18 protein-coding genes and 3 rRNA genes are annotated in these 24,444 nt (G+C 45.0%); 12 read left to right on the top strand and 9 right to left on the bottom strand.

The window, feature by feature from the left end:
• Nucleotides 1-38 precede the first annotated feature (38 nt).
• The 5 genes from glnA (at nt 39) to glnG (ending at nt 6,547) form a co-directional block, all read left to right on the top strand.
• Nucleotides 39-1,448: a glutamate--ammonia ligase gene (gene glnA / locus SVI_RS19460; RefSeq protein ID WP_013053381.1), complete on the top strand. Its 1,410-nt coding sequence runs from the start codon at nt 39-41 to the stop codon at nt 1,446-1,448.
• Between the two features lie 495 nt (nt 1,449-1,943).
• Nucleotides 1,944-3,167 carry a dicarboxylate/amino acid:cation symporter gene (locus SVI_RS19465; protein ID WP_013053382.1) on the top strand — a complete coding sequence of 408 codons (1,224 nt, stop codon included), beginning with the start codon at nt 1,944-1,946 and terminating at the stop codon, nt 3,165-3,167.
• Nucleotides 3,168-3,354: 187 nt separating this feature from the next.
• Nucleotides 3,355-3,900: a DUF4124 domain-containing protein gene (locus SVI_RS19470; protein ID WP_013053383.1), complete on the top strand. Its 546-nt coding sequence runs from the start codon at nt 3,355-3,357 to the stop codon at nt 3,898-3,900.
• 120 nt (nt 3,901-4,020) lie between these two features.
• Nucleotides 4,021-5,064, top strand: a complete 1,044-nt coding sequence (gene glnL, locus SVI_RS19475; RefSeq protein ID WP_041420121.1) for a nitrogen regulation protein NR(II) — start codon at nt 4,021-4,023, stop codon at nt 5,062-5,064.
• 73 nt (nt 5,065-5,137) lie between these two features.
• Nucleotides 5,138-6,547, top strand: coding sequence for a nitrogen regulation protein NR(I) (gene glnG / locus SVI_RS19480; RefSeq protein WP_013053385.1), 1,410 nt, complete (start codon nt 5,138-5,140; stop codon nt 6,545-6,547).
• Nucleotides 6,548-7,618: 1,071 nt separating this feature from the next.
• Here glnG and rrf read toward each other — a convergent pair.
• The 6 genes from rrf to SVI_RS19515 all read right to left on the bottom strand — a co-directional run bounded on the left by rrf (nt 7,619) and on the right by SVI_RS19515 (nt 16,608).
• A 5S ribosomal RNA gene (rrf, locus tag SVI_RS19490) occupies nt 7,619-7,734 on the bottom strand.
• Nucleotides 7,735-7,891: 157 nt separating this feature from the next.
• A 23S ribosomal RNA gene (locus tag SVI_RS19495) occupies nt 7,892-10,796 on the bottom strand.
• A gap of 319 nt (nt 10,797-11,115) precedes the next feature.
• Nucleotides 11,116-12,660: ribosomal RNA gene (locus SVI_RS19500) — 16S ribosomal RNA — on the bottom strand.
• The 16S, 23S and 5S rRNA genes sit together here, the layout of an rRNA operon.
• 920 nt (nt 12,661-13,580) lie before the next feature.
• On the bottom strand, nt 13,581-14,060 hold the full coding sequence (gene nrfF / locus SVI_RS19505) for a heme lyase NrfEFG subunit NrfF (RefSeq protein ID WP_013053387.1): 480 nt from the start codon (nt 14,058-14,060) through the stop codon (nt 13,581-13,583).
• A complete protein-coding gene (locus SVI_RS19510; protein ID WP_013053388.1) occupies nt 14,057-14,611 on the bottom strand; it encodes a DsbE family thiol:disulfide interchange protein in 555 nt (184 codons plus the stop codon). Before SVI_RS19510 ends, nrfF begins: the two co-directional genes overlap by 4 nt.
• A gap of 17 nt (nt 14,612-14,628) precedes the next feature.
• Complete coding sequence (locus SVI_RS19515) at nt 14,629-16,608, bottom strand: heme lyase CcmF/NrfE family subunit (RefSeq protein ID WP_013053389.1); 1,980 nt, start codon at nt 16,606-16,608, stop codon at nt 14,629-14,631.
• Between the two features lie 416 nt (nt 16,609-17,024).
• Between SVI_RS19515 and ccmI the strand changes: the two genes are divergently transcribed.
• The gene (gene ccmI / locus SVI_RS19520; protein WP_013053390.1) at nt 17,025-18,272 is read left to right on the top strand and encodes a c-type cytochrome biogenesis protein CcmI; all 1,248 of its coding nucleotides are present in this window, start codon (nt 17,025-17,027) and stop codon (nt 18,270-18,272) included.
• A 161-nt stretch (nt 18,273-18,433) separates the two neighbouring features.
• Here the strand turns inward: ccmI and SVI_RS19525 are convergent, their stop codons facing one another.
• The gene (locus SVI_RS19525) at nt 18,434-18,727 is read right to left on the bottom strand and encodes a c-type cytochrome (protein WP_041420122.1); all 294 of its coding nucleotides are present in this window, start codon (nt 18,725-18,727) and stop codon (nt 18,434-18,436) included.
• Between the two features lie 369 nt (nt 18,728-19,096).
• On the opposite strand from SVI_RS19525, the gene ccmA reads away from it, so the two are divergent.
• The 6 genes from ccmA to SVI_RS19555 all read left to right on the top strand — a co-directional run bounded on the left by ccmA (nt 19,097) and on the right by SVI_RS19555 (nt 22,962).
• On the top strand, nt 19,097-19,744 hold the full coding sequence (gene ccmA, locus SVI_RS19530) for a cytochrome c biogenesis heme-transporting ATPase CcmA (RefSeq protein ID WP_013053392.1): 648 nt from the start codon (nt 19,097-19,099) through the stop codon (nt 19,742-19,744).
• 9 nt (nt 19,745-19,753) lie between these two features.
• The gene (gene ccmB / locus SVI_RS19535) at nt 19,754-20,440 is read left to right on the top strand and encodes a heme exporter protein CcmB (protein WP_013053393.1); all 687 of its coding nucleotides are present in this window, start codon (nt 19,754-19,756) and stop codon (nt 20,438-20,440) included.
• A gap of 1 nt (nt 20,441) precedes the next feature.
• Entirely contained in the window at nt 20,442-21,188 is a 747-nt protein-coding gene (locus SVI_RS19540; protein WP_013053394.1) for a heme ABC transporter permease, read from the top strand.
• Nucleotides 21,188-21,388, top strand: a complete 201-nt coding sequence (gene ccmD / locus SVI_RS19545; protein WP_013053395.1) for a heme exporter protein CcmD — start codon at nt 21,188-21,190, stop codon at nt 21,386-21,388. The genes SVI_RS19540 and ccmD overlap by 1 nt, the downstream gene beginning before the upstream one ends.
• Complete coding sequence (gene ccmE / locus SVI_RS19550) at nt 21,385-21,870, top strand: cytochrome c maturation protein CcmE (protein WP_013053396.1); 486 nt, start codon at nt 21,385-21,387, stop codon at nt 21,868-21,870. Before ccmD ends, ccmE begins: the two co-directional genes overlap by 4 nt.
• Nucleotides 21,871-21,978: 108 nt before the next feature.
• Nucleotides 21,979-22,962 carry an ABC transporter substrate-binding protein gene (locus SVI_RS19555; RefSeq protein WP_013053397.1) on the top strand — a complete coding sequence of 328 codons (984 nt, stop codon included), beginning with the start codon at nt 21,979-21,981 and terminating at the stop codon, nt 22,960-22,962.
• Nucleotides 22,963-23,015: 53 nt separating this feature from the next.
• Here the strand turns inward: SVI_RS19555 and rplQ are convergent, their stop codons facing one another.
• Nucleotides 23,016-23,411: a 50S ribosomal protein L17 gene (rplQ, locus tag SVI_RS19560; RefSeq protein ID WP_005502465.1), complete on the bottom strand. Its 396-nt coding sequence runs from the start codon at nt 23,409-23,411 to the stop codon at nt 23,016-23,018.
• Between the two features lie 39 nt (nt 23,412-23,450).
• On the bottom strand, nt 23,451-24,440 hold the full coding sequence (locus SVI_RS19565; protein ID WP_013053398.1) for a DNA-directed RNA polymerase subunit alpha: 990 nt from the start codon (nt 24,438-24,440) through the stop codon (nt 23,451-23,453).
• Nucleotides 24,441-24,444 lie beyond the last annotated feature (4 nt).

Below are 24,444 nucleotides of genomic sequence, written 5' to 3' on the forward strand. Positions count from 1 at the left end.
AATAAGGGCTAACCCTTTACCCTACTCGGAGACTTAGAATGTCAGCTGAATCAGTTTTACAACAACTCAAAGAATTAGAAGTTAAGTTTGTTGATCTACGCTTTACCGATACCCGTGGTAAAGAACAGCACGTCTCAATCCCTTCACATCAGGTCGATGAAGACTTTTTTGAAGACGGCAAGATGTTTGATGGTTCATCTATTAATGGTTGGAAGGGAATCAACGAATCAGACATGGTCTTGATGCCAGATCCTGCAAGCTTCGTACTGGATCCTTTCACTGCAGAGACAACGGCCAACATTCGTTGTGACATCCTTAACCCTGGTACTATGACAGGTTATAACCGTGACCCACGCTCTATCGCCAAGAAAGCCGAAGAGTACCTACGTTCTACCGGCATAGCAGATACAGTTTTGCTCGGCCCTGAACCTGAGTTCTTCCTGTTTGATGACGTTAAATATGGCGCCGATATGTCAGGTTGTTTCTACAAGGTCGATGCCGAAGAAGCTGCCTGGAACTCAGGTACCAGCTATGAAGGCGGTAACAAGGGTCACCGTCCAAGCGTTAAAGGTGGTTACTTCCCTGTAGCACCGGTCGACTCTTCACAAGACATACGTTCAGCCATGTGTCTGGTTCTAGAAGAGATGGGTCAGGTCGTTGAAGCACATCACCACGAAGTGGCAACTGCCGGTCAAAACGAGATCGCGACTCGCTTCAACACACTAACACTCAAGGCCGATGAAGTTCAGGTGCTTAAATATGTCGTTCATAACGTAGCTCACGCTTATGGTAAGACAGCTACCTTTATGCCTAAGCCTATCGTTGGCGACAATGGTAGCGGCATGCACGTTCATATTTCGCTGGCCAAAGATGGCACCAACCTATTCGCTGGTGACAAGTACGGCGGATTGAGCGAGATGGCAATCTATTTTATCGGTGGAGTTATCAAGCATGCTCGCGCCATCAACGCCTTCTCTAACCCAGCCACAAACTCGTACAAGCGTCTGATCCCACATTTCGAAGCGCCTGTAATGTTGGCATACTCTGCAGCTAACCGCAGTGCTTCGATTCGTATACCTTTGGTTCCAAGCCCTAAGGGACGTCGTATCGAACTAAGATTCGGTGACCCAATGGCTAACCCATATTTGGCATTCTCGGCTATGCTGATGGCTGGCCTAGACGGTATCCAGAACAAGATCCATCCGGGTGAAGCCATGGACAAAGATCTATATGACCTGCCTCCTGAAGAGGCTGCTGAAATCCCAACAGTGGCTACTTCACTTGAGAATGCACTGGAATGTCTGGATGCAGATCGTGAATTCCTGACTCGCGGCGAAGTATTCAGCAACGATTTCATCGATTCATATATCACGCTGAAATCTGAAGATGTTGAGCGTGTTAATCAGACTACTCACCCTGTCGAGTTCGAGCTTTATTACAGCTTGTAATCTCAATGATGTATCCATAGCTGTAAGTTAATCAGCTAGTATTAGAGGCCCTAACATCTTTTTAGGGCCTTTTTATTGCCATTAACTTAGCTTTATAGCCCCTTTATTAAACTCTAGTGGTTTATACAGAGTACTAGTCGCCTCCCCCAGCAATCAGCTGAAGACATCTTGGCTAGAATCTCACAAAGCCAATTTTACAACCATGACAGAGGTCCTTGCCCCCCACACCTTAGATTCTTCGAAAATAGATCATGGTTTAAATCATCTAGATATCAACATGTCTATGTCAGGCAAATAATATGCATCCCCAGATAAATAATCCGAATTTAAATAGTGAAGGACTAAAGCCTTCGATGATATCTGTCAATAAAACATGATAAGAGAAGGCTTGAGGACCGTTAGTAACAAGTTGACACTCAGATACAGCTTATATAGTTTGTAGCCTCTAACTCATGGTAAGTCTGTGATCTGACATAAAATTAATGGATCAATTATATGTGGAAAAAACTTAAACCTTATCGCTCATCCATCATTTTACTTGCCGCTCTACTTATCGGTGGCAGCTTAGGGCTTTTAGCTCCAGAATTTGCCCTTAAACTCAAACCCATAGGGCAGATTTTTCTTAACTTGCTGTTTATGATAATTGTGCCACTCGTCGCTATCAGCGTGACGTCATCAATCGCGCGCATGACAGATTTAAAGAAACTTGGCGTTATTCTCGTCACCATATTAATGGTATCGATTGTGATGGCGATTATTCCAGCTCTGTCCATAGTAGGGCTAGCACTGGCCTTTGATCCTGCTCAAGGTGTCATATTAGACCTTAATCAAAGTATCGAAGCAGGCTCAGGCACCATGGATTTTGTTGGGCTGCTTACCACTAATGACTTTGTCGGCTTATTATCAAAATCGAATATTTTAGCTCTCATTATTATGTCTGTGATTTCAGGCATTGCCATTGGTCAATCCGGTGAAGATGGAGTGAAAGTCTCCCGTATGCTCGACAGCCTTAATACTGTCATCATGAAGATAATTTCCATTCTTATGGTAGCGGCCCCCGTGGGCTTAGGCGCCTACTTCGCCTCGACAATGGCGAGTCAGGATACACATCTGCTCGGTACTTTTGCCCGCGCCATAGGCCTATTTTTTATCGCTGCTATCACTTATTTTACCTTAGGTTCCACTTTCTATGCCTGGCTTGGAGGTGGCGTTAAGGGTGTTCGCCAGTTCTGGAAGCATGCTATCGAACCTTCGGTTACCGCTCTAGGCACTAGCTCTTCCCTGGCCACCCTGCCAGTCAATATACGTGCAGCGAATAAGATGGGGATCAAAGAGGAGATAGCCGACATCTGTTTACCGCTACTCGTCAATTTAAACAAGGGCGGCGCATCTATGACTACCGCACTCAAGATAGTCTTCATCTATTCACTGCTAGGGTTAGAATTCACCCCGGATGTATTTGCCATTACAATTTTGATTTCAGTTCTATCAGCCTTTGTCATAGGTGGCGTACCCGGTGGCGCTTTTTTGGGAGAAATATTTATTGTCACTACATTGGGCTTACCTATCGAAGTCATTCCTATCTTAGTGATAATCGGCGCAGTTACCGATGCACCTGCGACCTTAATCAACGTGATCCACGATCTCAATGCGACACAGATCATCGAGCGAATAAATGGCAAGAAATATGGTTACAAGCCAGTTGAGAATCAAGCATAGCGCTTCACAAGAGTGAGGCTAGCTCTCAACGAGAAATGCCATCGAAATAACTCAGTTAACCAGTCATTTCGATGCCATATCTGAGCTGAATTGTGAATCTCTTTGTACTAAGACAATTTACTCATGATTTTTGACTAAAAAAAAGCTAACCTTGAAGAGCATACAAATATGTAACAAAGGAACTTTTATGCGCTTCTACCTTACTATTTCCCTAATGTTTTTTAGCCTATTTACTCAAGCAACGGTTTATAAATGGGTCGATGCAGATGGCAAGATACATTATTCAGATCAACCCATTAAAAACTCTGAAACTGTCGAGTTTAAGAGCAATACTCAAAACCAGATCAAATTGCACACATCTAAGGCAAAGTCGTCTACAGCCGATGAAAATCAGCAGTCATTGACACAATATGACTTGAGTATCACCTCGCCTAGCGAAGAAGAAACCATTCGGGATAACCAAGGCAAGATCACTATTATGGCTAGGATCTCCCCGAATCTAGGGGCCAAACATGTGTTAGTACTTCTGATGGATGGAGTTGTAGTTGGCACGCCACAAACTAGCCCTATATTTAGCCTCAAAGACATCGACAGAGGCGAGCATAACTTTGTTATCAAGGCTGTGGCACAAAACGGCAAACAACTTGCATCATCATCCCCAAGAAAGGTATACCTTCACAGAGCTATCATTAATCGCCAGACCACGGCAACACCTTTAAAAAGCGGGAACTAATAAAACCATTAATTTTATATAGTTAGCTTAGTTAGACATGAAAACCACTCAGTGAAGGGTATTGCACAATGCACCAAAACGGTGCATTGTTATGGTGCATCTAATTTGCTGGGAGTCCTAATGGATCTAAAACACCTGCTCAATAACCTTGTTACCGCAGTCATGGTCATAGATGTGGATCTTAGGCTAAGTTATGCCAATGCAGCCGCGGAGCAGCTATTAGGCGTCAGCACCCATAGGTTAACTGAGCATTCCCTTGCAGATAACTTTCAAGTGTTAGGCGTAAGCACGCAAATACTCAGCGGTGCAATAAGGGATAATCAAGGCTTAACCATCAGCACTGCACCTCTAGTGACATTGGATAATCAACATCATACTGTGGATATAACCTTGACCCCATTAGAGCATGAGCAAGGTTTAGCTCTGCTTGAACTGAGACAGGTAGACCAGCAACGTCGAATCCATCAGCAATTGACTCTCGATGCCCAACAGCAGGCAGCACAATATCTAGTACGTAATTTAGCTCACGAAATAAAGAATCCATTAGGTGGACTGAGAGGGGCGGCGCAACTACTTTCACGGGAGTTACATGATCCCGAATTACATGAATTTACCGATATGATCATTGAGCAGGCCGATAGATTAAGAAATCTGGTCGATCGCTTACTTGGGCCGCAGAAACCTACCCAACATACACAGCAAAATATTCATGAAGTGATCCAAAAAGTTCTTAAGCTTGTCACCATGGCACTGCCGGAAAATATCCAATTCAAGCAAGACTACGATCCTTCGATTCCAGATATAAATATGGATCCGGAACAGATTCAGCAAGCTGTGCTTAATATTGTACAAAATGCAGTTCAGGCCTTGGAAGGTGTTGGCGGCAATATAATCATCAAGACACGCGCTCAACACCAGATCACTATTGGCACTCAGAGACATAAAATCGTGATTGCCTTATCTGTTATCGACAATGGTCCGGGTATAAAACCTGAGCTCATGGACACCTTATTTTATCCTATGGTGACAGGTAGAGATCAAGGCTCAGGCCTAGGTTTATCCATATCCCATAACTTTGCTCGATTACATGGCGGAAGAATAGATTGCCAGTCGACCCCTGGAGAAACCGAGTTTACGATTTTACTGCCAATAAAAACTAAATGAGCTGCAGCGGTAAAAAGAGAATAATAACAAGCACGACACCAATAAAATTTGAATATCATCATGGGAGAGCAGTATGACAGAGCAAGTTTGGGTACTCGATGACGACAGTTCAATTCGCTGGGTCGTAGAAAGAGCATTAAAAGGTGCCAAGATATCTTCAGCAAGCTTTGCCGCAGCAGAGTCTCTATGGGAGGCATTGGAGCTATCACAGCCTAAGGTGATCATCTCAGATATACGCATGCCTGGCACAGATGGGTTATCTCTATTAGAGAGGCTTCAAATTCATTACCCTAATATTCCAGTCATCATAATGACTGCTCATTCAGATCTAGATAGTGCAGTAAGCGCATATCAGGCTGGTGCCTTCGAATACTTACCTAAACCGTTCGATATCGATGAAGCCGTGACCTTAGTAGAGCGAGCATTAACTCACTCTACAGACCAGGCAGTAAATACGGTTGAAGAGATACAAGTTAAAGCCCCCGAAATTATTGGTGAGGCCCCCGCTATGCAGGAGGTCTTTCGCGCCATAGGTCGCCTATCTCGATCTTCGATTAGCGTACTCATTAATGGCCAGTCTGGTACAGGTAAAGAGCTAGTCGCCAGCGCCCTACATAAGCACAGCCCAAGAAAAGATAAACCCTTTATCGCCATCAATATGGCTGCGATCCCTAAAGATCTAATCGAATCTGAACTCTTTGGCCATGAGAAAGGTGCCTTTACCGGTGCGTCAGGTGTCAGGCAAGGCAGGTTCGAACAGGCAAATGGTGGCACACTCTTTCTAGATGAAATTGGTGATATGCCTCTAGACGTCCAGACCCGATTACTCAGAGTATTAGCTGATGGCCAGTTTTATCGTGTCGGCGGCCACTCTCCAGTGCAAGTCGACGTTAGAATCATAGCCGCAACCCATCAAGACTTAGAGCAGTTAGTCCAGAAGGGAGGTTTCAGGGAAGATCTGTATCATAGGCTCAATGTCATTAAGGTCCACCTGCCCCCATTATCACAACGAAGAGAGGACATTCCTCAACTCGCGAGACATTTTCTTTCATCCGCCGCCAAAGAAATAGCTGTTGAACCTAAAATATTGACCCCTGAGACAGCCGAAAAACTCTCAGAACTACCTTGGCCGGGTAATGTCCGTCAATTGGAAAATACCTGTCGTTGGCTCATGGTCATGGCATCTGGACAAGAGATATTACCCCAAGATCTGCCACCTGAATTGCTCAAAGAGCAAAATCAAATTAAAAATCAATCAGCAGCTGATCCGTCGAATTGGCAAGAGTCATTGAAACTTTGGATTGATGAGCGACTCAGTGCAGGTGAAAATAATCTCCTCACCGAAGTCCAACCAGCATTCGAGCGAATTTTACTGGAAACCGCACTGGCCCACACCAATGGCCATAAACAGGAAGCCGCCAAGCGACTCGGCTGGGGCCGAAATACCCTCACCCGAAAGCTCAAAGAACTCTCAATGGATTAACTCTATCTTGCAAATGCAAAAAAAAATCAAGCCTACAACTAAGTAGGCTTTTTTATGCATAGAACATAGGAAAGCAACTGGTTCTTTAAATAACAGTATTTGGCTCTCGAAGATGTCTGGAAATGACCTACTCGATCACGAAATTGACACATGGGGATGAAATTCAGGTGTTCTGGATGCGCAGGAACAAAAAGCGGAGGCGCCTTACAGTGCCCCTGCTTCAGGCAAGCCCTTCGCGTTCAACGGGCGCAAAGCTACGCTTCGCCAACAACGCCCGTTTTACCCTACTATCACATCGAATGAACCTCACTGCGTTCGGGCTCTTTATATTCCCCATGTTCGAGTGGTCATCTTTCCAAGCTAAAAATGAAACAAGCCCGTTGTGTTAGCAACGGGATTTATCGACTCTCTTTACGAGAAATTAGGCGCCTGCCTGGAAATGAACAACTCTCGTAGTCCACGAAGTGGACACATGGGGGTGAAATTATGGCGCTTTGAGTACGCAGTATTCAGCCATAATTGAACGCGGAGAAACTTCGTTTCGTAGCGGGAGAGCCCGCCACAGGGATGTGGTGAATGTCAGAAATACATGGATGCAATTGCTGACCAAGCTCAGCGGCGGGGCGACCGCCGTGGTGAATATGACGCTAGTCATAAGTTTATGAACGAGAGCCATGGACGGCGAACTGGCAGTTATATATGGATATATTTTGGCGGAAGTGTCGATATTGAAGGAGCATTTATCGACCGACATCGGGGGTAGGCATTCATGCCTTTCTAAGTGGATAAGTCACCTGATTCAGGTGGCTTCTCTACTGAAAAATCAGGAGTGCGCTGGTCATGGAACCAAAAACGGAGGCGCCTTCCAATGGCCCGGCTTCGAGCAAGCTCTCCGCGCTCTACCGCAGCATCAAACTTCGTTTGCTGAACGCAGCGATATCGCCCTACTATCACATGAAAGGATGCATGCTTCGCATGCGCTATCTATATTCCCCATGTTCGTTCGGTCATTTCCAGGCCTAAACGAAAAAAGCCCGTTGCGTTAGCAACGGGCTTTATCGTTTATTAGGCGCCTGGAAATGACCTACTCTCACATGGGGAGACCCCACACTACCATCGGCGCGATTGCGTTTCACTTCTGAGTTCGAGATGGGTTCAGGTGGTGCCACAATGCTATGGTTTCCAGACTAATTTGGTAAATTTAGAAAGCTGTCTATTCAAAATCTTTTAAAATATTCTAAATAGCTTTAAATAAAGTAATAATTGGTTCGACTTAAATCAAGTTCGTATTCTTTTGTGCTTGTAAAGTAATCATCATTAACGCTACAAACCCATCTGGGTTGTATGGTTAAGCCTCACGAGTCATTAGTACAGGTTAGCTCAACGCCTCACAACGCTTACACACCCTGCCTATCAACGTCCTAGTCTCGAACGGCTCTTTAGAGGAATTAAATTCCTAGGGATGACTCATCTTAGGACTCGCTTCCCGCTTAGATGCTTTCAGCGGTTATCGATTCCGAACGTAGCTACCGGGCAATGCTATTGGCATAACAACCCGAACACCAGCGGTTCGTCCACTCCGGTCCTCTCGTACTAGGAGCAGCTTCCTTCAATCATCCAACGCCCACGGCAGATAGGGACCGAACTGTCTCACGACGTTCTGAACCCAGCTCGCGTACCACTTTAAATGGCGAACAGCCATACCCTTGGGACCGACTTCAGCCCCAGGATGTGATGAGCCGACATCGAGGTGCCAAACACCGCCGTCGATATGAACTCTTGGGCGGTATCAGCCTGTTATCCCCGGCGTACCTTTTATCCGTTGAGCGATGGCCCTTCCATACAGAACCACCGGATCACTATGACCTACTTTCGTACCTGCTCGACGTGTATGTCTCGCAGTTAAGCTGGCTTATGCCATTGCACTAACCGTACGATGTCCGACCGTACTTAGCCAACCTTCGTGCTCCTCCGTTACTCTTTGGGAGGAGACCGCCCCAGTCAAACTACCCACCAGACACTGTCCTCAACCCCGATTCAGGGGCCTAAGTTAGAACATCAAAACTACAAGGGTGGTATTTCAAGGTTGACTCCACAAAAACTAGCGTCTCTGCTTCAAAGTCTCCCACCTATCCTACACATGTAGGTTCAATGTTCAGTGCCAAGCTATAGTAAAGGTGCACGGGGTCTTTCCGTCTAGCCGCGGGTATACGGCATCTTCACCGCAATTTCAACTTCACTGAGTCTCGGCTGGAGACAGCGTGGCCATCATTACGCCATTCGTGCAGGTCGGAACTTACCCGACAAGGAATTTCGCTACCTTAGGACCGTTATAGTTACGGCCGCCGTTTACCGGGGCTTCGATCATGAGCTTCTCCGAAGATAACCCAATCAATTAACCTTCCGGCACCGGGCAGGCGTCATACCGTATACTTCCTCTTGCGAGTTTGCACAGTACTGTGTTTTTGATAAACAGTTGCAGCCACCTGGTATCTGCGACTCCCGGCAGCTTAGAGAGCAAGTCTCATCACCGCTGGGAGCGTACCTTCTCCCGAAGTTACGGTACCATTTTGCCTAGTTCCTTCAGCCGAGTTCTCTCAAGCGCCTTGGTATTCTCTACCCAACCACCTGTGTCGGTTTGGGGTACGATTCCTACTAACCTGAAGCTTAGAAGATTTTCCTGGAAGCATGGCATCAACTACTTCATCACCTTAGTGACTCGTCATCAGTCCTCAGTCTTGCAATTTAATGCGTATTCCCGGATTTGCCTAAGAATACAACCTACAACCTTAAACGCGGACAACCAACGCCGCGCTAGCCTAGCCTTCTCCGTCTCTCCATCGCAGTTAGCAGAAGTACAGGAATATTAACCTGTTTCCCATCGATTACGCCTTTCGGCCTCACCTTAGGGGTCGACTTACCCTGCCCTGATTAACATTGGACAGGAAACCTTGGTCTTTCGGCGAGGGAGTTTTTCACTCCCTTTATCGTTACTCATGTCAGCATTCGCACTTCTGATACCTCCAGGATGGGTTACCCCTTTCCCTTCAACGGCTTACAGAACGCTCCTCTACCGCTTGCTAGTAAACTAGCAAACCCATAGCTTCGGTGTATTGCTTAGCCCCGTTAAATCTTCCGCGCAGGCCGACTCGACTAGTGAGCTATTACGCTTTCTTTAAAAGATGGCTGCTTCTAAGCCAACTTCCTAGCTGTCTAAGCCTTCCCACATCGTTTCCCACTTAGCAATAACTTTGGGACCTTAGCTGATGGTCTGGGTTGTTTCCCTTTTCACGACGGACGTTAGCACCCGCCGTGTGTCTCCCGAGTAGTACTCATTGGTATTCGGAGTTTGCAAAGGGTTGGTAAGTCGGGATGACCCCCTAGCCTTAACAGTGCTCTACCCCCAATGGTATTCGCTCGAGGCGCTACCTAAATAGCTTTCGAGGAGAACCAGATATCTCCCGGTTTGATTGGCCTTTCACCCCCATCCACAAGTCATCCGCTCATTTTTCAACATAAGTCGGTTCGGTCCTCCAGTTGATGTTACTCAACCTTCAACCTGCCCATGGATAGATCACCGGGTTTCGGGTCTACACCTTGCAACTAAACGCGCAGTTAACACTCGGTTTCCCTACGGCTCCGCTATTCGCTTAACCTCGCTACAAAATGTAAGTCGCTGACCCATTATACAAAAGGTACGCAGTCACGGTCTCAAGAACCGCTCCCACTGCTTGTACGTATACGGTTTCAGGTTCTATTTCACTCCCCTCACAGGGGTTCTTTTCGCCTTTCCCTCACGGTACTGGTTCACTATCGGTCAGTCAGGAGTATTTAGCCTTGGAGGATGGTCCCCCCATGTTCAGACAAGATGTCACGTGTCCCGTCCTACTCGTTTTCATCTATAGTTAGTTTTCATGTACGGGGCTATCACCCTGTGCCGCTGAGCTTTCCAACTCATTCCACTAACACCCCATAGACTTAAGGGCTAATCCCCGTTCGCTCGCCGCTACTAGGGGAATCTCGGTTGATTTCTTTTCCTCCGGGTACTTAGATGTTTCAGTTCCCCGGGTTTGCCTCACATACCTATGTATTCAGTATGTGATACTCACTTATGTGAGTGGGTTTCCCCATTCGGATATCGTTAGCTCAAATGCTTGTTACTAGCTCGCCAACGCTTTTCGCAAGTTACTACGTCCTTCATCGCCTCTGACTGCCAAGGCATCCACCGTATACGCTTAGTCACTTAACCATACAACCCACATAAGTTTGAAACTAATATGAATAGTAATGCAACTAATGGTGTTTACTTTCGCCAAAAGAATACTCTTGAAGCATATTGCTATGCTTCGGCACTTGATTTAAGTGTTTGAGAACTCAATTATTTATTTATTTTTCGCGCTAATGCTATTAATAACAACTTACAAGTAAGTCGCTATCCCTTTCGCATTAACACTATCAGCTTTCCAAATTTTTAAAGAACAAACAACACCGTAAAGGTGCGTTTCTCGCTCTAACAAGAACAAGTAATCTGTGTGAACACTCAGCAAATATTGAGTTAGTCGTATAGGTAAGGAGGTGATCCAGCCCCAGGTTCCCCTAGGGCTACCTTGTTACGACTTCACCCCAGTCATGAACCACACCGTGGTAAACGCCCTCCCCGAAGGGTTAAGCTATCTACTTCTGGTGCAGCCCACTCCCATGGTGTGACGGGCGGTGTGTACAAGGCCCGGGAACGTATTCACCGTGACATTCTGATTCACGATTACTAGCGATTCCGACTTCACGGAGTCGAGTTGCAGACTCCGATCCGGACTACGACCGGCTTTGTGGGATTAGCTTGACCTCGCGGCGTTGCGACCCTCTGTACCGACCATTGTAGCACGTGTGTAGCCCTACTCGTAAGGGCCATGATGACTTGACGTCGTCCCCACCTTCCTCCGGTTTATCACCGGCAGTCTCCCTAAAGTTCCCACCATTACGTGCTGGCAAATAAGGATAAGGGTTGCGCTCGTTGCGGGACTTAACCCAACATTTCACAACACGAGCTGACGACAGCCATGCAGCACCTGTCTCATAGTTCCCGAAGGCACCAAGCTATCTCTAGCGAGTTCTATGGATGTCAAGAGTAGGTAAGGTTCTTCGCGTTGCATCGAATTAAACCACATGCTCCACCGCTTGTGCGGGCCCCCGTCAATTCATTTGAGTTTTAACCTTGCGGCCGTACTCCCCAGGCGGTCTACTTAATGCGTTAGCTTGGGAACCCAGTGTTCAAGACACCAAATTCCGAGTAGACATCGTTTACGGCGTGGACTACCAGGGTATCTAATCCTGTTTGCTCCCCACGCTTTCGTACCTGAGCGTCAGTCTTTGTCCAGGGGGCCGCCTTCGCCACCGGTATTCCTTCAGATCTCTACGCATTTCACCGCTACACCTGAAATTCTACCCCCCTCTACAAGACTCTAGTTTGCCAGTTCAAAATGCAATTCCCAGGTTGAGCCCGGGGCTTTCACATCTTGCTTAACAAACCGCCTGCGTACGCTTTACGCCCAGTAATTCCGATTAACGCTTGCACCCCTCGTATTACCGCGGCTGCTGGCACGAAGTTAGCCGGTGCTTCTTCTGCGAGTAACGTCACAGTAAGCAGTTATTAACTACCTACCTTTCCTCCTCGCTGAAAGTGCTTTACAACCCGAAGGCCTTCTTCACACACGCGGCATGGCTGCATCAGGCTTTCGCCCATTGTGCAATATTCCCCACTGCTGCCTCCCGTAGGAGTCTGGACCGTGTCTCAGTTCCAGTGTGGCTGATCATCCTCTCAGACCAGCTAGGGATCGTCGCCTTGGTAAGCCATTACCTTACCAACTAGCTAATCCCACCTAGGTACATCCAATCGCGAAAGGCCCGAAGGTCCCCTCCTTTCCCCCGTAGGGCGTATGCGGTATTAGCAGTCGTTTCCAACTGTTATCCCCCTCGACTGGGCAGTTCCCTAGGCATTACTCACCCGTCCGCCGCTCGACAGCAAAGTAGCAAGCTACTTTCTGTTTCCGCTCGACTTGCATGTGTTAGGCCTGCCGCCAGCGTTCAATCTGAGCCATGATCAAACTCTTCAATTAAAGTTCTTTTGATGCACCCTCTTTCGAAGATGACATCGGCTCAATGAATTATACTGTTTTTCACTAACCCGAAGGTCAATGAAGCTTACATATTTTGCTTCTTTGAATTTACTTTCTCGAAAGAAAGTAGAAACCAAAGTTGCTATGGTCACTCAGTGGTTCATCGAGTTAAATTTTTGATTGCTCATCCTTTACTAGAAAGAGTGAAGCAATTTCGAATAACTCAACACCTGTGAGTGTCCACACAGATTTCTTGTTTTGTATTGTTAAAGAGCGTGGTGCTAAGTAGCACCGCCGTTGACGCTAGGTCGTTGGCTTGAGGAGGCGTATTCTACACTCTCCGTGGTTGGCGTCAAGGGCTTTTAAAAAATTAATTTCAACCGCTTACTTATTGCCCTGACTGGGTTTCAGCTTCGTTTAAGAAGACTGGTTTGCCGTGTCAGTGGATGCGCATTATAGGGGATTTCGATGTGAGTACAAGGGCTATTCAAAGGAATAATCCGATTAATGTAATGACCGCATATTTATCAAACAAAATGATGTTTTATAAGACTTAACTCGGTCATTTAAGCCTCACTACTGAATTTTAAATACTAAAAAGGGACCTTAGGTCCCTTTTTAGTAAGCGATAACGCCATATCTTGGTTATATATGAGTTACCTATAATAGGAGTTATCGATAAACACTGAACAAGCTCTAGTATTTACTTATCATTGTAAACTCTACTTTCTATCTTATATAAGAAGTGAAACCTTACTAACCTAACTCTTTAAAAAATGGTTTCAGACGAGGCTAAGCTCTATAGGCTACTAGGTGCCCCTTAGATCTTCTTCTGCATCTCTGCAACGCCATAGCTTTATACATAGATAAGGAAGTGAGTACTAACAAAGACATTATTAGTACTGTTACCAGGCGTTAATTTATTTAGCGTCTCGATTAAGCAGCCTATCTAACTCTTTCTGCTCCTCGGCGCTAATGCCTTGATCTTCGACTTGGGAGATACGTTGTTTACGCACAAAGATAAAACCGATACATAAACCTAAAACTAATAGCCCAATAGGACCTAACCAGAGTATGTAGGTTTTGGGCTCCATTCTTGGCTTATAAAGGACAAAATCACCATAGCGACTAGTCATGAACTCTATCACTTCGTCATAATCTTTCCCGGCATCAACCATCTGGTAGACTTCCAGACGAAGGTCCTGAGCCACCTGGGAATTTGAGTCGATCAAATTTTGGTTTTGACACTGAGGACAACGAAGTGAATGCGCGAGCTCCAACGCTCGCTGCTGATTTTCAGCAGACTTGAACTCATAGGTATCAACCGGCGTAGCATTTACTGACATCACAGTTAATGACAGGAGTATAGCGCCCATAAATTTGAATATAGATTTAATCATGATGCGCCCTCCTCTTTTGCAACGGCTTGCAGCTGTTTAATCATTGGCAGTAAGGTCTCATCCCATACACGCTGATCGATTGGACCCGCATATCTGAATCTAATGATACCGTTGTGATCCACTAAGAAGCTTTCCGGCGCACCATAAACACCAAGATCTAGACCTAGGCGACCATTGTGGTCGTAGATATTCTTAGTATAAGGATCACCTAGAATATTTAACTCTCTAAGTGCTGAGTCTCGCTCATCACGATAGTTAATACCATAAATAGGTAAGGTATTCTGTCTGGCGAAACGCATAAGATAAGGATGCTCGTATTTGCACGAAGGACACCAAGTTGCCCATACGTTTAATAGTGACACTTTACCTTTCAAAGTTTCATTGGTGATTATCTCGCTACTATCTTCCAAGCGCTCTAGCTGGAAAACAGGAATAGGTTTGCCTTCGAGTGCTGAATCTAGCAGCTTTGGGTTGAGGAAGAGCCCCTTATATAAGAAGCCCCCCATGCCCATCACTAAGATCAGTGGAATAAATAATATTAGCTTCTTCATACTTGCCCCAATTCAAGTTAGGCCGTAGCCAATTTCTCTTTTTCCGCGTCAAGCTTAGATGTTTGCGTTACTTTCTTGGCACGATAACGTTTGTCAGATGCAGCAAAGAAACCACCAACCATCATAAATATGCTGCCGAACCATAACCAACGCACAAATGGCTTATAGTTAATACGTACAGCGAACTCGGTAGGACTAATTGGATCTCCCATGGTGACATATAAATCACGGAAGAGTCCCCAGTCGATACCCGCTTCCGTCATATCCATAGTACGTACATTGTACTGACGACGATCTGGCTTTAGTAAGGTGATGAAGTCACCATCTTTATACACTTCAATCTGCCCTTGTTGAGCAGTGTAATTAGGGCCAACGACATTTTTAATTTCGATAAAGCTAAATGTATACCCAGCTAATTCCTGGCTGATACCAGGCCCCATACGTACACTCTTCTCGATAGAGTAGTTTGAAACCATAGTGCCACCCACAACAGATACCGCTATGCCTAAGTGAGCGATGAGCATACCCAATTGGCTACGACCTAAACGAGCCAGACTGAGAGAGCCATCTTTCGATTTAATCAAATCATATCCGGCTCTAAGTGTAGTAAGCGTGATCCAGGTTGCTGCTGCTATACCCAAGGCGACCCAAGTATTGAACTTTCCATCGGCTAGGAATGGCACTGCCACACCGACGATAATAGCAACCAGGGCAGGAACCAGAACTTTAGCCTGTACAGCACCAGGTTTAGCTTTCTTCCAACGAATGTTCGGGCCTATACCCATAAAGACAAACAACACCAGAATAATGGGTACAAATACAGCATTAAAGTATGGTGGTCCTACTGAGATTTTACCCATATTTAAGGCATCTATAAGTAGCGGATAGAGGGTACCAAGAAGTACGGTACCACATGCCACTGTGAGCAAAATATTACACACAAGCAGCATAGTTTCTCTAGACCATAAGTCGAAACGTGCCGGACTCTTCATTTGACTCGCTCTGAAAGCGAATAGTGTCAAAGAGCCACCTACAGCTAAGCCTAGTAACAGCAAAATAAACATGCCTCGACTAGGATCTGAGGCAAAGGAGTGCACCGAAGTAAGCACTCCTGAACGAACAATAAATGTACCTAACAAGCTTAACGAGAATGCGGTTATAGACAGTAGTACTGTCCAGTTACGGAATGCCGCACGTTTCTCGGTAACGATAACCGAATGGAGCAATGCGGTACCGACTAACCAAGGCATGAAAGAAGCATTCTCAACAGGATCCCAGAACCACCAACCACCCCAACCTAATTCATAATAAGCCCACCAAGACCCAAGAGAGATACCACCGGTTAGAAATACCCAAGCTGCCAATGTCCAAGGACGACTCCAGCGAGCCCATGCTGAATCTAGACTGCCCCCCATCAAGGCTGAAATAGCGAAGGCGAAGCTCACAGAGAAGCCAACATAACCAAGATATAACATAGGTGGGTGGAAGATCAGACCAACGTCTTGCAACATAGGGTTTAGATCACGGCCCTCCATAGGAGTAGGAAATAAGCGCTCGAAAGGGTTTGAGGTTAAGATCATGAACAATGCAAAACCCACAACAATAAAGGCCAGCACGGAGAGTACTCGGGCAGTAAATACCTCTTCTAGGCTTTTACTGAAAAATGCAACCGCTGCAGTCCAGCCTGATAATGCAAACACCCAGAAGAGTAAAGAACCTTCATGTCCCCCCCATACTGCTGCTATCTTAAAGAAGATAGGTAGTTGAGAGTTTGAATGATGTGCTACATAAGCAACTGAGAAATCATCAACCGCAAAACTATAACCCAGAACGATAACCGATACGGCGATAAAGAAAAACATGCCATAGGTTAACGGCCAAGCATATCGCACTAAGTATTGGTCTTTACGTGCAACACCAATTAAAGGAACGCAAGCTAACAGGAAGGCAAATGCCAAACCTATTATTAGCGATATGTGTCCTAACTCTGGGATCATGGGGTTTCCTCGGTCCTATTAGATGAATTGTTTAAACTTAAGTCTAATTCAATCGCTTAACCTTAATGTGAGTTTAAAACCACACTAGTAAGGTTAAAATTTTGAGTCATTTTAGTATTTGCGATTGTATCTGTCTGCTTCTTTCGAACAAATATGGATAACTTGTCTCATTTCTTTGTACTTTAACACCTGTATTCCACGTATGAAATCTGGCAGATTCTATGCTTTAAGCCTTAGGTGAAGCTTAAGTTTGGCCTAAGTTAGCGGAAATAGAATTGAATTGTGAAGAAACACTCAAGTCTCTGCCTTTTCCACTAATGAATTTCTTATATTACTGTTCAATGAATAATCTTTACGTATAATCTTCATCAAGCCCAGCGGCACATCCGCTTTTGTAACTCATGTGAAAAGAAATAATGACCACTCTCTGGATTTTTATTGCACTTTTTTTGTTGGTCAGCTTAACACTGATTTGGATTCCTCACTTTCGTCAAAAGCAGATGACGCAAGCGGAAGAAGCCGGAGTTCGTAAACAAGCTAACTTAGAACTTTTTAACAGTCGGCTCGCCACATTAGAGAAAGATTTTTCAGATGAACAGCTAGAACAAACTGAGTTCGATGCGTTTAAGCAAGAACTAGAAATCAGCCTACTGCAAGATATGAAACAAGGTGAGGATGAATCTCTAGTTAATAAAATCAAACCTAAGGGCCTTGCCTGGCCAGTAGTCATGTCTGTTGCGCTAATAGGTCTTACAGGTTATTTATACGCCACTGTCGGTGCCTACGCTGAACTCGGTCAACCACAGCAAGCCAGCCTGCATGCGGGGATGACTCCTGAACAGATCATGGAGCAAAGATTACTGATGACGGAGGCACAGGCAAAATCCGAACCAGAGAATAGTCAGTTATTATTTAGCCTTGGCCACCTGTATATCTCGGCAAGCCGCTTCGATGATGCTATTACAGTATTTGACCAGACCATGGAGTTAGTGGGCACTCAAGCCGAACTGCTAGGACCAAAAGCGACAGCCATGTATTACAGGGATAATCAACAGATTACCCCGGAAATTCAGGCGATTATCGACCAATCTTTAGCACTGGATCCTGAAGATCCATCGACTCTATTACTAAAAGGTATGGACGCTTTCTTTACCAATAATTATCAAGTAGCAATAGACAGTTGGCAAACCATACTCGACAGCGACAGAAACGATGTTGATCGAACGGCAGTCATCAAGGCTATCGATAGCGCCAAGATGAGAATGCAGGCGGATACTGGTGCAATGCCAAGCGATGCCGCCCATACTAATCCCGCTAGTGTGGCAAAAACAGTTAATATTCAAGTATCGGTATCTGATGAATTAGCCAAGCAAGTGGGAAGTTCAGATATGCTGTTTATCTTTGCTCGCAGTACTCAAGGCCCTAAAGTCCCCCTAGCAGCAGTTAAGGTCTCGGCAAACTCTTTACCTACCACAATCACCTTAGATGACAGCACATCCATGGGTGCGGATATGCTACTTAGTGGCGCTAAGAATGTTGAGATTATCGCCATCCTCTCTAAGCATGGTAGCGTGAAACCTCAGACTGGAGATCTACAAGGCAGACTTGCTAAGGTAAAGGTTGGAGATACTGCACAATTAGTCATAGATACCCAAGTTAAATAGCGAAATTAACTTATGAAGGGTCTGCAATTGCGGGCCCTTTTTATTGCCGGTTTTTCTGCTACAGCGAGAAACTAAATATATAGAAACCAGAAAAGACAGACACAAAAAAACCGGCTAGATAGCCGGTTTTTTAATGCTCAACAATCGAGCTAAAACAAAGATTACTTAGACATGTACTCGATAGCACTCTTGTAATCTTCATCGGTACAATCTGTACACATACCACCTGGTGGCATAGCGCCTTTACCTGTTTTAACAGTAGATACTAAAGTATCTAGCCCTTGAGCAATACGTGGCTCCCAAGCAGCAGCATCATGTGCTTTTGGAGCGCCAGCGACACCCATACTATGACAAATGTGACATGCCTTATCGTAGACAGCCTTACCTTCTTGTGCAGATACGTTTGCAGACAAAGTTAAGACAGCGACTGCAGTCATTGCTAACAATTTTTTCATGTTTGATGTTCCTATTGCAAAATCTAACAAAGCTCAACGCTGCCCTTATTATTCTCATCAAGAATGAGGCAGACTATTATTTTAGCACCTCTAGAATACAGCAAAGCTTAACAAAACTCACCTTTTTGTAATCCTAATCAATGCTTACATACAATTAACACGACTTAATAGCCAATCCAGACAATGCATTAGCCATGGGTTAATAAACCTTTACTAAATCTGACACAGCTTCAACCAATTTCGTTAAAAAGTGCCATTTATTGGAAACACATCAAATAGCTGACACATAGAATCAAGCAGTACTAAACCCCCAATTGTGATTGTGTTAAGATCCCTTGTGTTGACCAAAGGCTTGGTATAGAGGATTCAGTGGTAGAACAGATAATAAAGACCTTAATTTCAGCCAAAGAATTGACCTGTATTCGAGAGGAACGCATCTTATTCGATGAACTTAGCTTCGATATTGCTCAAGGTGAGATTGTTCAGATTGAAGGCCCAAACGGCTCAGGAAAAACCAGTCTACTTAGGATCTTAGCAGGCCTATCTCGCCCCTATGCCGGTGATGTTCATTATAAAAATCGAGATATAAACCGCTATAGAGACGAATATAATGAAGACCTGCTTTACATAGGTCATCTCGCTGGGATTAAGAGTGAGCTAACCGCAGAGGAAAATCTTAACTTCAATTTAAGAATTAGTGGTTATCATGACTTCGATACTGAAGATATTCTCGCCAAAGTAAATCTAGCAGGCTTCGAAGAAGCACTCGCTGGACATCTTTCTGCCGGACAGCATAGACGCACAGCCCTGGCTCGACTCTGGCATACCAATTGTAAAATTTGGTTATTGGACGAACCATTTACCGCTATCGACAAGAAAGGCGTCGAAGAGCTTGAACATCTGTTCCTGAAACATGCTGAACGTGGTGGTTGTGTCATATTAACAACGCATCAAGATATGGGAATTATCGGTGACGATATTTTGCGAAAAATCAGTCTGGAGTATCGCTTTGTATAGGGCTCAAAAATGAATAAAAGCATCAGCTTCAGACAAGCATTTTTTACTCTGTTGAAGCGAGATCTGCGCATAGCGATTCGACATAAGGGTGACATATTCAACCCGCTATTATTTTTTATCTTAGTGGTGACTCTGTTTCCCTTAGCTATAGGTCCAGATCCCAAAGTATTATCCAGAGTCGCCCCAGGCGTAATTTGGGTCGCGGCACTGCTAGCCTCTATGCTGTCCTTAGAGCGCTTATTTAAGGCAGATTATGACGACGGTAGTCTTGAGCAGATGCTGCTGAGCCCACAACCTTTACCCTTGATGGTATTGGCAAAAGTACTGGCTCATTGGCTATTAACTGGCGTACCGCTAATTCTAGTTGCCCCACTTTTAGCCGTATTGCTACATTTAGACGATAATAGCTATGGTGCTCTAATGGCTACCTTAGCACTTGGAACACCAGTATTAAGTTTAATCGGGGCTATTGGTGTCGCCTTGACCGTCGGGTTACACAAGGGAGGAGTGCTACTTAGCTTACTCATATTACCTTTATATATTCCGGTATTAATCTTTGCCACGACAGCCATAGATGCTGCCGGGTTAAATCTACCCTATGATGGCCACCTCGCAATAATTGCCGCGATGCTGGTCGGTTCATTAACGTTAGCACCTTTCGCTATTGGTGCATCTTTAAGAGTGAGTACTAACTAGAATGTGGAAATGGCTACATAGTTACGCAGATCCAGAACGAGCGTATAACCTTTCTGGAAAACTCCTCCCCTGGTTCGCTATGCTAGCGATCGCCCTGATAGGTATAGGGTCTGTATGGGGGTTGGTTTTTGCACCTAGTGATTATCAACAAGGAGATAGCTACCGAATTATCTTCATCCATGTTCCGGCAGCCTCCATGTCTATGGCCGCATACATGGGCATGGCAACATCTGCATTTATCGGCCTAGTTTGGCAAATAAAGTCCGCAGATTGGGCCGCTGCAGCAATAGCACCAATTGGAGCCGTGATCACTTTCATCGCCTTAATCACTGGCGCTACCTGGGGTAAGCCTATGTGGGGAACCTGGTGGGTATGGGATGCACGTTTAACCGCCGAATTGGTGCTCTTGTTTCTATATCTAGGTGTTATTGCACTTTACGCCTCTTTTGAAGACAAGGTATTAGCAGCACGCGCCGCCGGAATTTTAGCTATTGTCGGTGTGATTAATATACCTATCATCAAATACTCAGTTGAATGGTGGAGCTCGCTACATCAGCCATCGACGATTAGAATTACAGAAAAATCGACTATGTCTACTGAGATGCTTTATCCATTACTAATTAACATCTTAGGTTTTGCCATCATGATAGGCGCGATCACCTTAGTCCGTTTCAGATCTGAAATATTGGCCCGTAACAGTATGCGACCTTGGGTTCGTATCTTAGCTAAAGCCCAAGGAGTTAAGTAATGCAGTTTGATTCATTCAGTGAATTTTTGAATATGGGCGGCTACGCCTTCTATGTTTGGCTGGCTTATGGTGTGACATTTGCTTCTTTAGCAATACTGGTCATACAGAGTATGGGGCAGAAGCGTAAAGTGTTAACTGAAATAGCTAAGAAAATTCAACGAGAAGAACGCCTCAAAGCAAATCGGAGTAATAAATTGTGAATGTAAGACGTAAAAAAAGACTAGCTCTAGCAGTAGCCTTAATTGCTGGTGTGGCCGCAATAGCATCACTACTACTGTACGCATTAAACTCTAACTTAAACCTTTTCTACACTCCTACAGAAATAGTACAAGGTAAGAGAGATACCGGCGTGTTACCAGAAATTGGCCAGCGTATACGTGTCGGCGGTATGGTGACTATGGGCTCTATGGTGAGAGATCCTGAAAGCTTACATGTTGAATTTGCCGTCCATGATTCCTTAGGCAGTGAGATCATAGTGACCTATGACGATCTGCTGCCAGATCTTTTCCGTGAAGGCCAAGGCATAGTCGCACAAGGTATACTGATTGAAGGTGGTAAGTTACAGGCGACAGAAGTACTCGCTAAGCATGATGAAAACTACATGCCTCCTGAAGTTGCCGAAGCGATGGGACAGACCCATGAGAAGCTAGATTACAAAACAGAGCAAAAAAGCGGTTACTAAATATCAGCTAATATAAAAGGCCTCGTTAGAGGCCTTTTTTATGCCCCTAGAATGCCTTCATGGAGTAAATAAGCTATAACTAGGTAAAGCCTTTGGGAGTGACTCAAAATGCGCGCGACAGTGCTCATATTGTTTATGCTGTGTATCCTAACTGAGGAAGCTACAGCGGCATCGATTCTAATTATTGAAAGCTACCATAAAGAGTTTGCTTGGGATGAGAGCTATAACCGAGGCATAAAATCCGTTGTAGATAACGACCACACCTTTTCACATTTTTACATGAATACCAAGATACTCCCTTCAGAACAATTCGCCGATATGGCCTCTTTAGCCTGGCAAGCATACCTAAAGCTAAAACCTGATCTTGTGGTGCTCTGTGATGACAACGCGATAAAATTGTTAGCTTATAAATTTGGACAGACAAAAGTACCCGTTGTCTTTCTAGGGCTCAATGCAAACCCAAGAGATTATGGATTAACTAAGCTGCTTAACTTTACTGGTGTGTTAGAGCGGCCAATATTCAAACGCTCTATTATTCTAGCCGATCAAATATTACCTAAGAAATCAAACAAGAAGATATTAGTCGTATTTGATAACAGTCAGACCTCAAAAGCCTCTATCGAACCCATCAGCCGAAATTTTAAGAGTATTAACATAGGCAAGGTTAAGGTTGATTTTCAGCTAATTGATGACTTTGTGAAATGGCAGCAGGTTATTAATAACGCAAAGGAGAGTGGCTATGATGCTCTCTTCATAGGCCTATATCACACCTTAGTCGATGCCGAAAAGCAACATGTATCCCCCAATGAAGTCATCCTTTGGACCCAAAAACATGCACCTTTACCTCATTTTGGTTTTTGGAATTTTTCAATAGGTGCTAGAGGGAATGTAGGGGGCTATGTCTTGGATGGCTATCTTCATGGTCAACTTGCAGGCAAGCTTATATCAAAAATACTAAAAGGTGAAAATCCGAATGATCTAGCCTACGAATTCGATAGACAGGGACGTTATTTATTTAGTTTAGAAGGCCTGAAAAGATGGCGGCTTGAATTACCTAAAAAAGTGAATGCCCAGAGTCACTGGACGAATTAAACACATAAAAAAAGCCGGGCTAATGCCCGGCTTTTTTACAATGAAACCCTTAATTACTCAGCGTCGTCAGCTTCAACAGCTTCTGCAGCTTCAGGGCGACCTACTAGTTCAATATACGCCATAGGCGCTTTATCACCAGTACGTAGACCGCACTTAAGGATGCGGGTATATCCACCAGGACGTTCCTGGTAGCGTGGACCCAATTCATTAAATAACTTACCTACGACTTCAGCGTCGCGAGTACGAGCAAATGCCAAACGGCGGTTTGCAACGCTATCACTCTTAGCAAGCGTTATTAGAGGTTCAACTACGCGACGCAGTTCTTTCGCTTTAGCTACAGTAGTCTTGATCACTTCGTGACGGACTAAAGAGCTTGCCATGTTACGAAACATAGCTTGACGATGACTGCTGTTACGATTTAGTTGACGACCACTCTTACGATGGCGCATGACCTAATCCTTATTACCTTATCTGTACAAAATCTGGAGTTAAAGGTCGTCGACTAGGCTGGCTGGAGGCCAGTTTTCTAGACGCATACCCAACGACAGTCCGCGAGAAGCCAAAACATCCTTAATTTCAGTAAGAGATTTCTTACCTAGGTTAGGTGTCTTAAGCAGCTCAACTTCAGTGCGCTGTACCAGATCTCCGATATAATGAATCGCCTCAGCCTTCAAACAGTTGGCTGAACGTACAGTTAGCTCTAAATCGTCCACAGGACGCAGCAAAATCGGATCGAATTCTGGCTTCTCTTCTTTCTGCTCTGGCTCAGTAACATCACGAAGTTCAACAAACGCATCTAGCTGTTCAGCCAAGATGGTCGCAGCACGACGGATAGCTTCCTCAGGATCGAGAGTACCGTTTGTGGTCATATCGATAACGAGTTTATCTAAGTCAGTGCGCTGTTCAACACGTGCAGCTTCTACATTGTAGGCTATACGAGCGACAGGCGAGAAAGAAGCATCAACCAACAAGCGACCAATAGGACGATCATCGTCTTCGGTTTGTGCACGGGCAGAAGCCGGTACATAACCACGACCACGTTCTACACGGATACGCATGCTGATTTCATTGTTACCTGTCAAATGACAGACAACATGCTCAGGATTCATGATTGTAACATCACCATCATGGGTGATATCTGCTGCAGTAACAGGGCCTGCGCCTGACTTACTTAAAGTAAGCATAGCTTCGTCTTTCCCTTCGATCACTACTGCTAAACCTTTAAGGTTTAGTAGGATCTCAAGGATATCCTCTTGCACGCCTTCCTTGCTACTGTATTCATGCAGTACACCATCAATCTCTACTTCGGTTACCGCGCAGCCTGGCATAGACGACAATAGGATACGACGCAACGCGTTACCTAAAGTGTGACCGAAACCACGTTCTAGCGGCTCGAGTGTAACTTTGGCACGTGTTGGATTAACCTGCTCGATATCAACGAGACGTGGTCTAAGAAATTCTGTAACAGAACCCTGCATTGTG

The organism is Shewanella violacea DSS12, assembly GCF_000091325.1.
GTDB classification, from domain to species: domain Bacteria; phylum Pseudomonadota; class Gammaproteobacteria; order Enterobacterales; family Shewanellaceae; genus Shewanella; species Shewanella violacea.

What these genes read in the sequence shown, in the direction of transcription:
- glnA (WP_013053381.1), top strand. Translation starts at nt 39, where the DNA reads ATGTCAGCTGAATCAGTTTTACAACAACTCAAAGAATTAGAAGTTAAG.
- SVI_RS19465 (WP_013053382.1), top strand. Translation starts at nt 1,944, where the DNA reads ATGTGGAAAAAACTTAAACCTTATCGCTCATCCATCATTTTACTTGCC.
- SVI_RS19470 (WP_013053383.1), top strand. Translation starts at nt 3,355, where the DNA reads ATGCGCTTCTACCTTACTATTTCCCTAATGTTTTTTAGCCTATTTACT.
- glnL (WP_041420121.1), top strand. Translation starts at nt 4,021, where the DNA reads ATGGATCTAAAACACCTGCTCAATAACCTTGTTACCGCAGTCATGGTC.
- glnG (WP_013053385.1), top strand. Translation starts at nt 5,138, where the DNA reads ATGACAGAGCAAGTTTGGGTACTCGATGACGACAGTTCAATTCGCTGG.
- nrfF (WP_013053387.1), bottom strand. Translation starts at nt 14,060, where the DNA reads ATGATTAAATCTATATTCAAATTTATGGGCGCTATACTCCTGTCATTA.
- SVI_RS19510 (WP_013053388.1), bottom strand. Translation starts at nt 14,611, where the DNA reads ATGAAGAAGCTAATATTATTTATTCCACTGATCTTAGTGATGGGCATG.
- SVI_RS19515 (WP_013053389.1), bottom strand. Translation starts at nt 16,608, where the DNA reads ATGATCCCAGAGTTAGGACACATATCGCTAATAATAGGTTTGGCATTT.
- ccmI (WP_013053390.1), top strand. Translation starts at nt 17,025, where the DNA reads ATGACCACTCTCTGGATTTTTATTGCACTTTTTTTGTTGGTCAGCTTA.
- SVI_RS19525 (WP_041420122.1), bottom strand. Translation starts at nt 18,727, where the DNA reads ATGAAAAAATTGTTAGCAATGACTGCAGTCGCTGTCTTAACTTTGTCT.
- ccmB (WP_013053393.1), top strand. Translation starts at nt 19,754, where the DNA reads ATGAATAAAAGCATCAGCTTCAGACAAGCATTTTTTACTCTGTTGAAG.
- SVI_RS19540 (WP_013053394.1), top strand. Translation starts at nt 20,442, where the DNA reads ATGTGGAAATGGCTACATAGTTACGCAGATCCAGAACGAGCGTATAAC.
- ccmD (WP_013053395.1), top strand. Translation starts at nt 21,188, where the DNA reads ATGCAGTTTGATTCATTCAGTGAATTTTTGAATATGGGCGGCTACGCC.
- SVI_RS19555 (WP_013053397.1), top strand. Translation starts at nt 21,979, where the DNA reads ATGCGCGCGACAGTGCTCATATTGTTTATGCTGTGTATCCTAACTGAG.
- rplQ (WP_005502465.1), bottom strand. Translation starts at nt 23,411, where the DNA reads ATGCGCCATCGTAAGAGTGGTCGTCAACTAAATCGTAACAGCAGTCAT.
- SVI_RS19565 (WP_013053398.1), bottom strand. Translation starts at nt 24,440, where the DNA reads ATGCAGGGTTCTGTTACAGAATTTCTTAGACCACGTCTCGTTGATATC.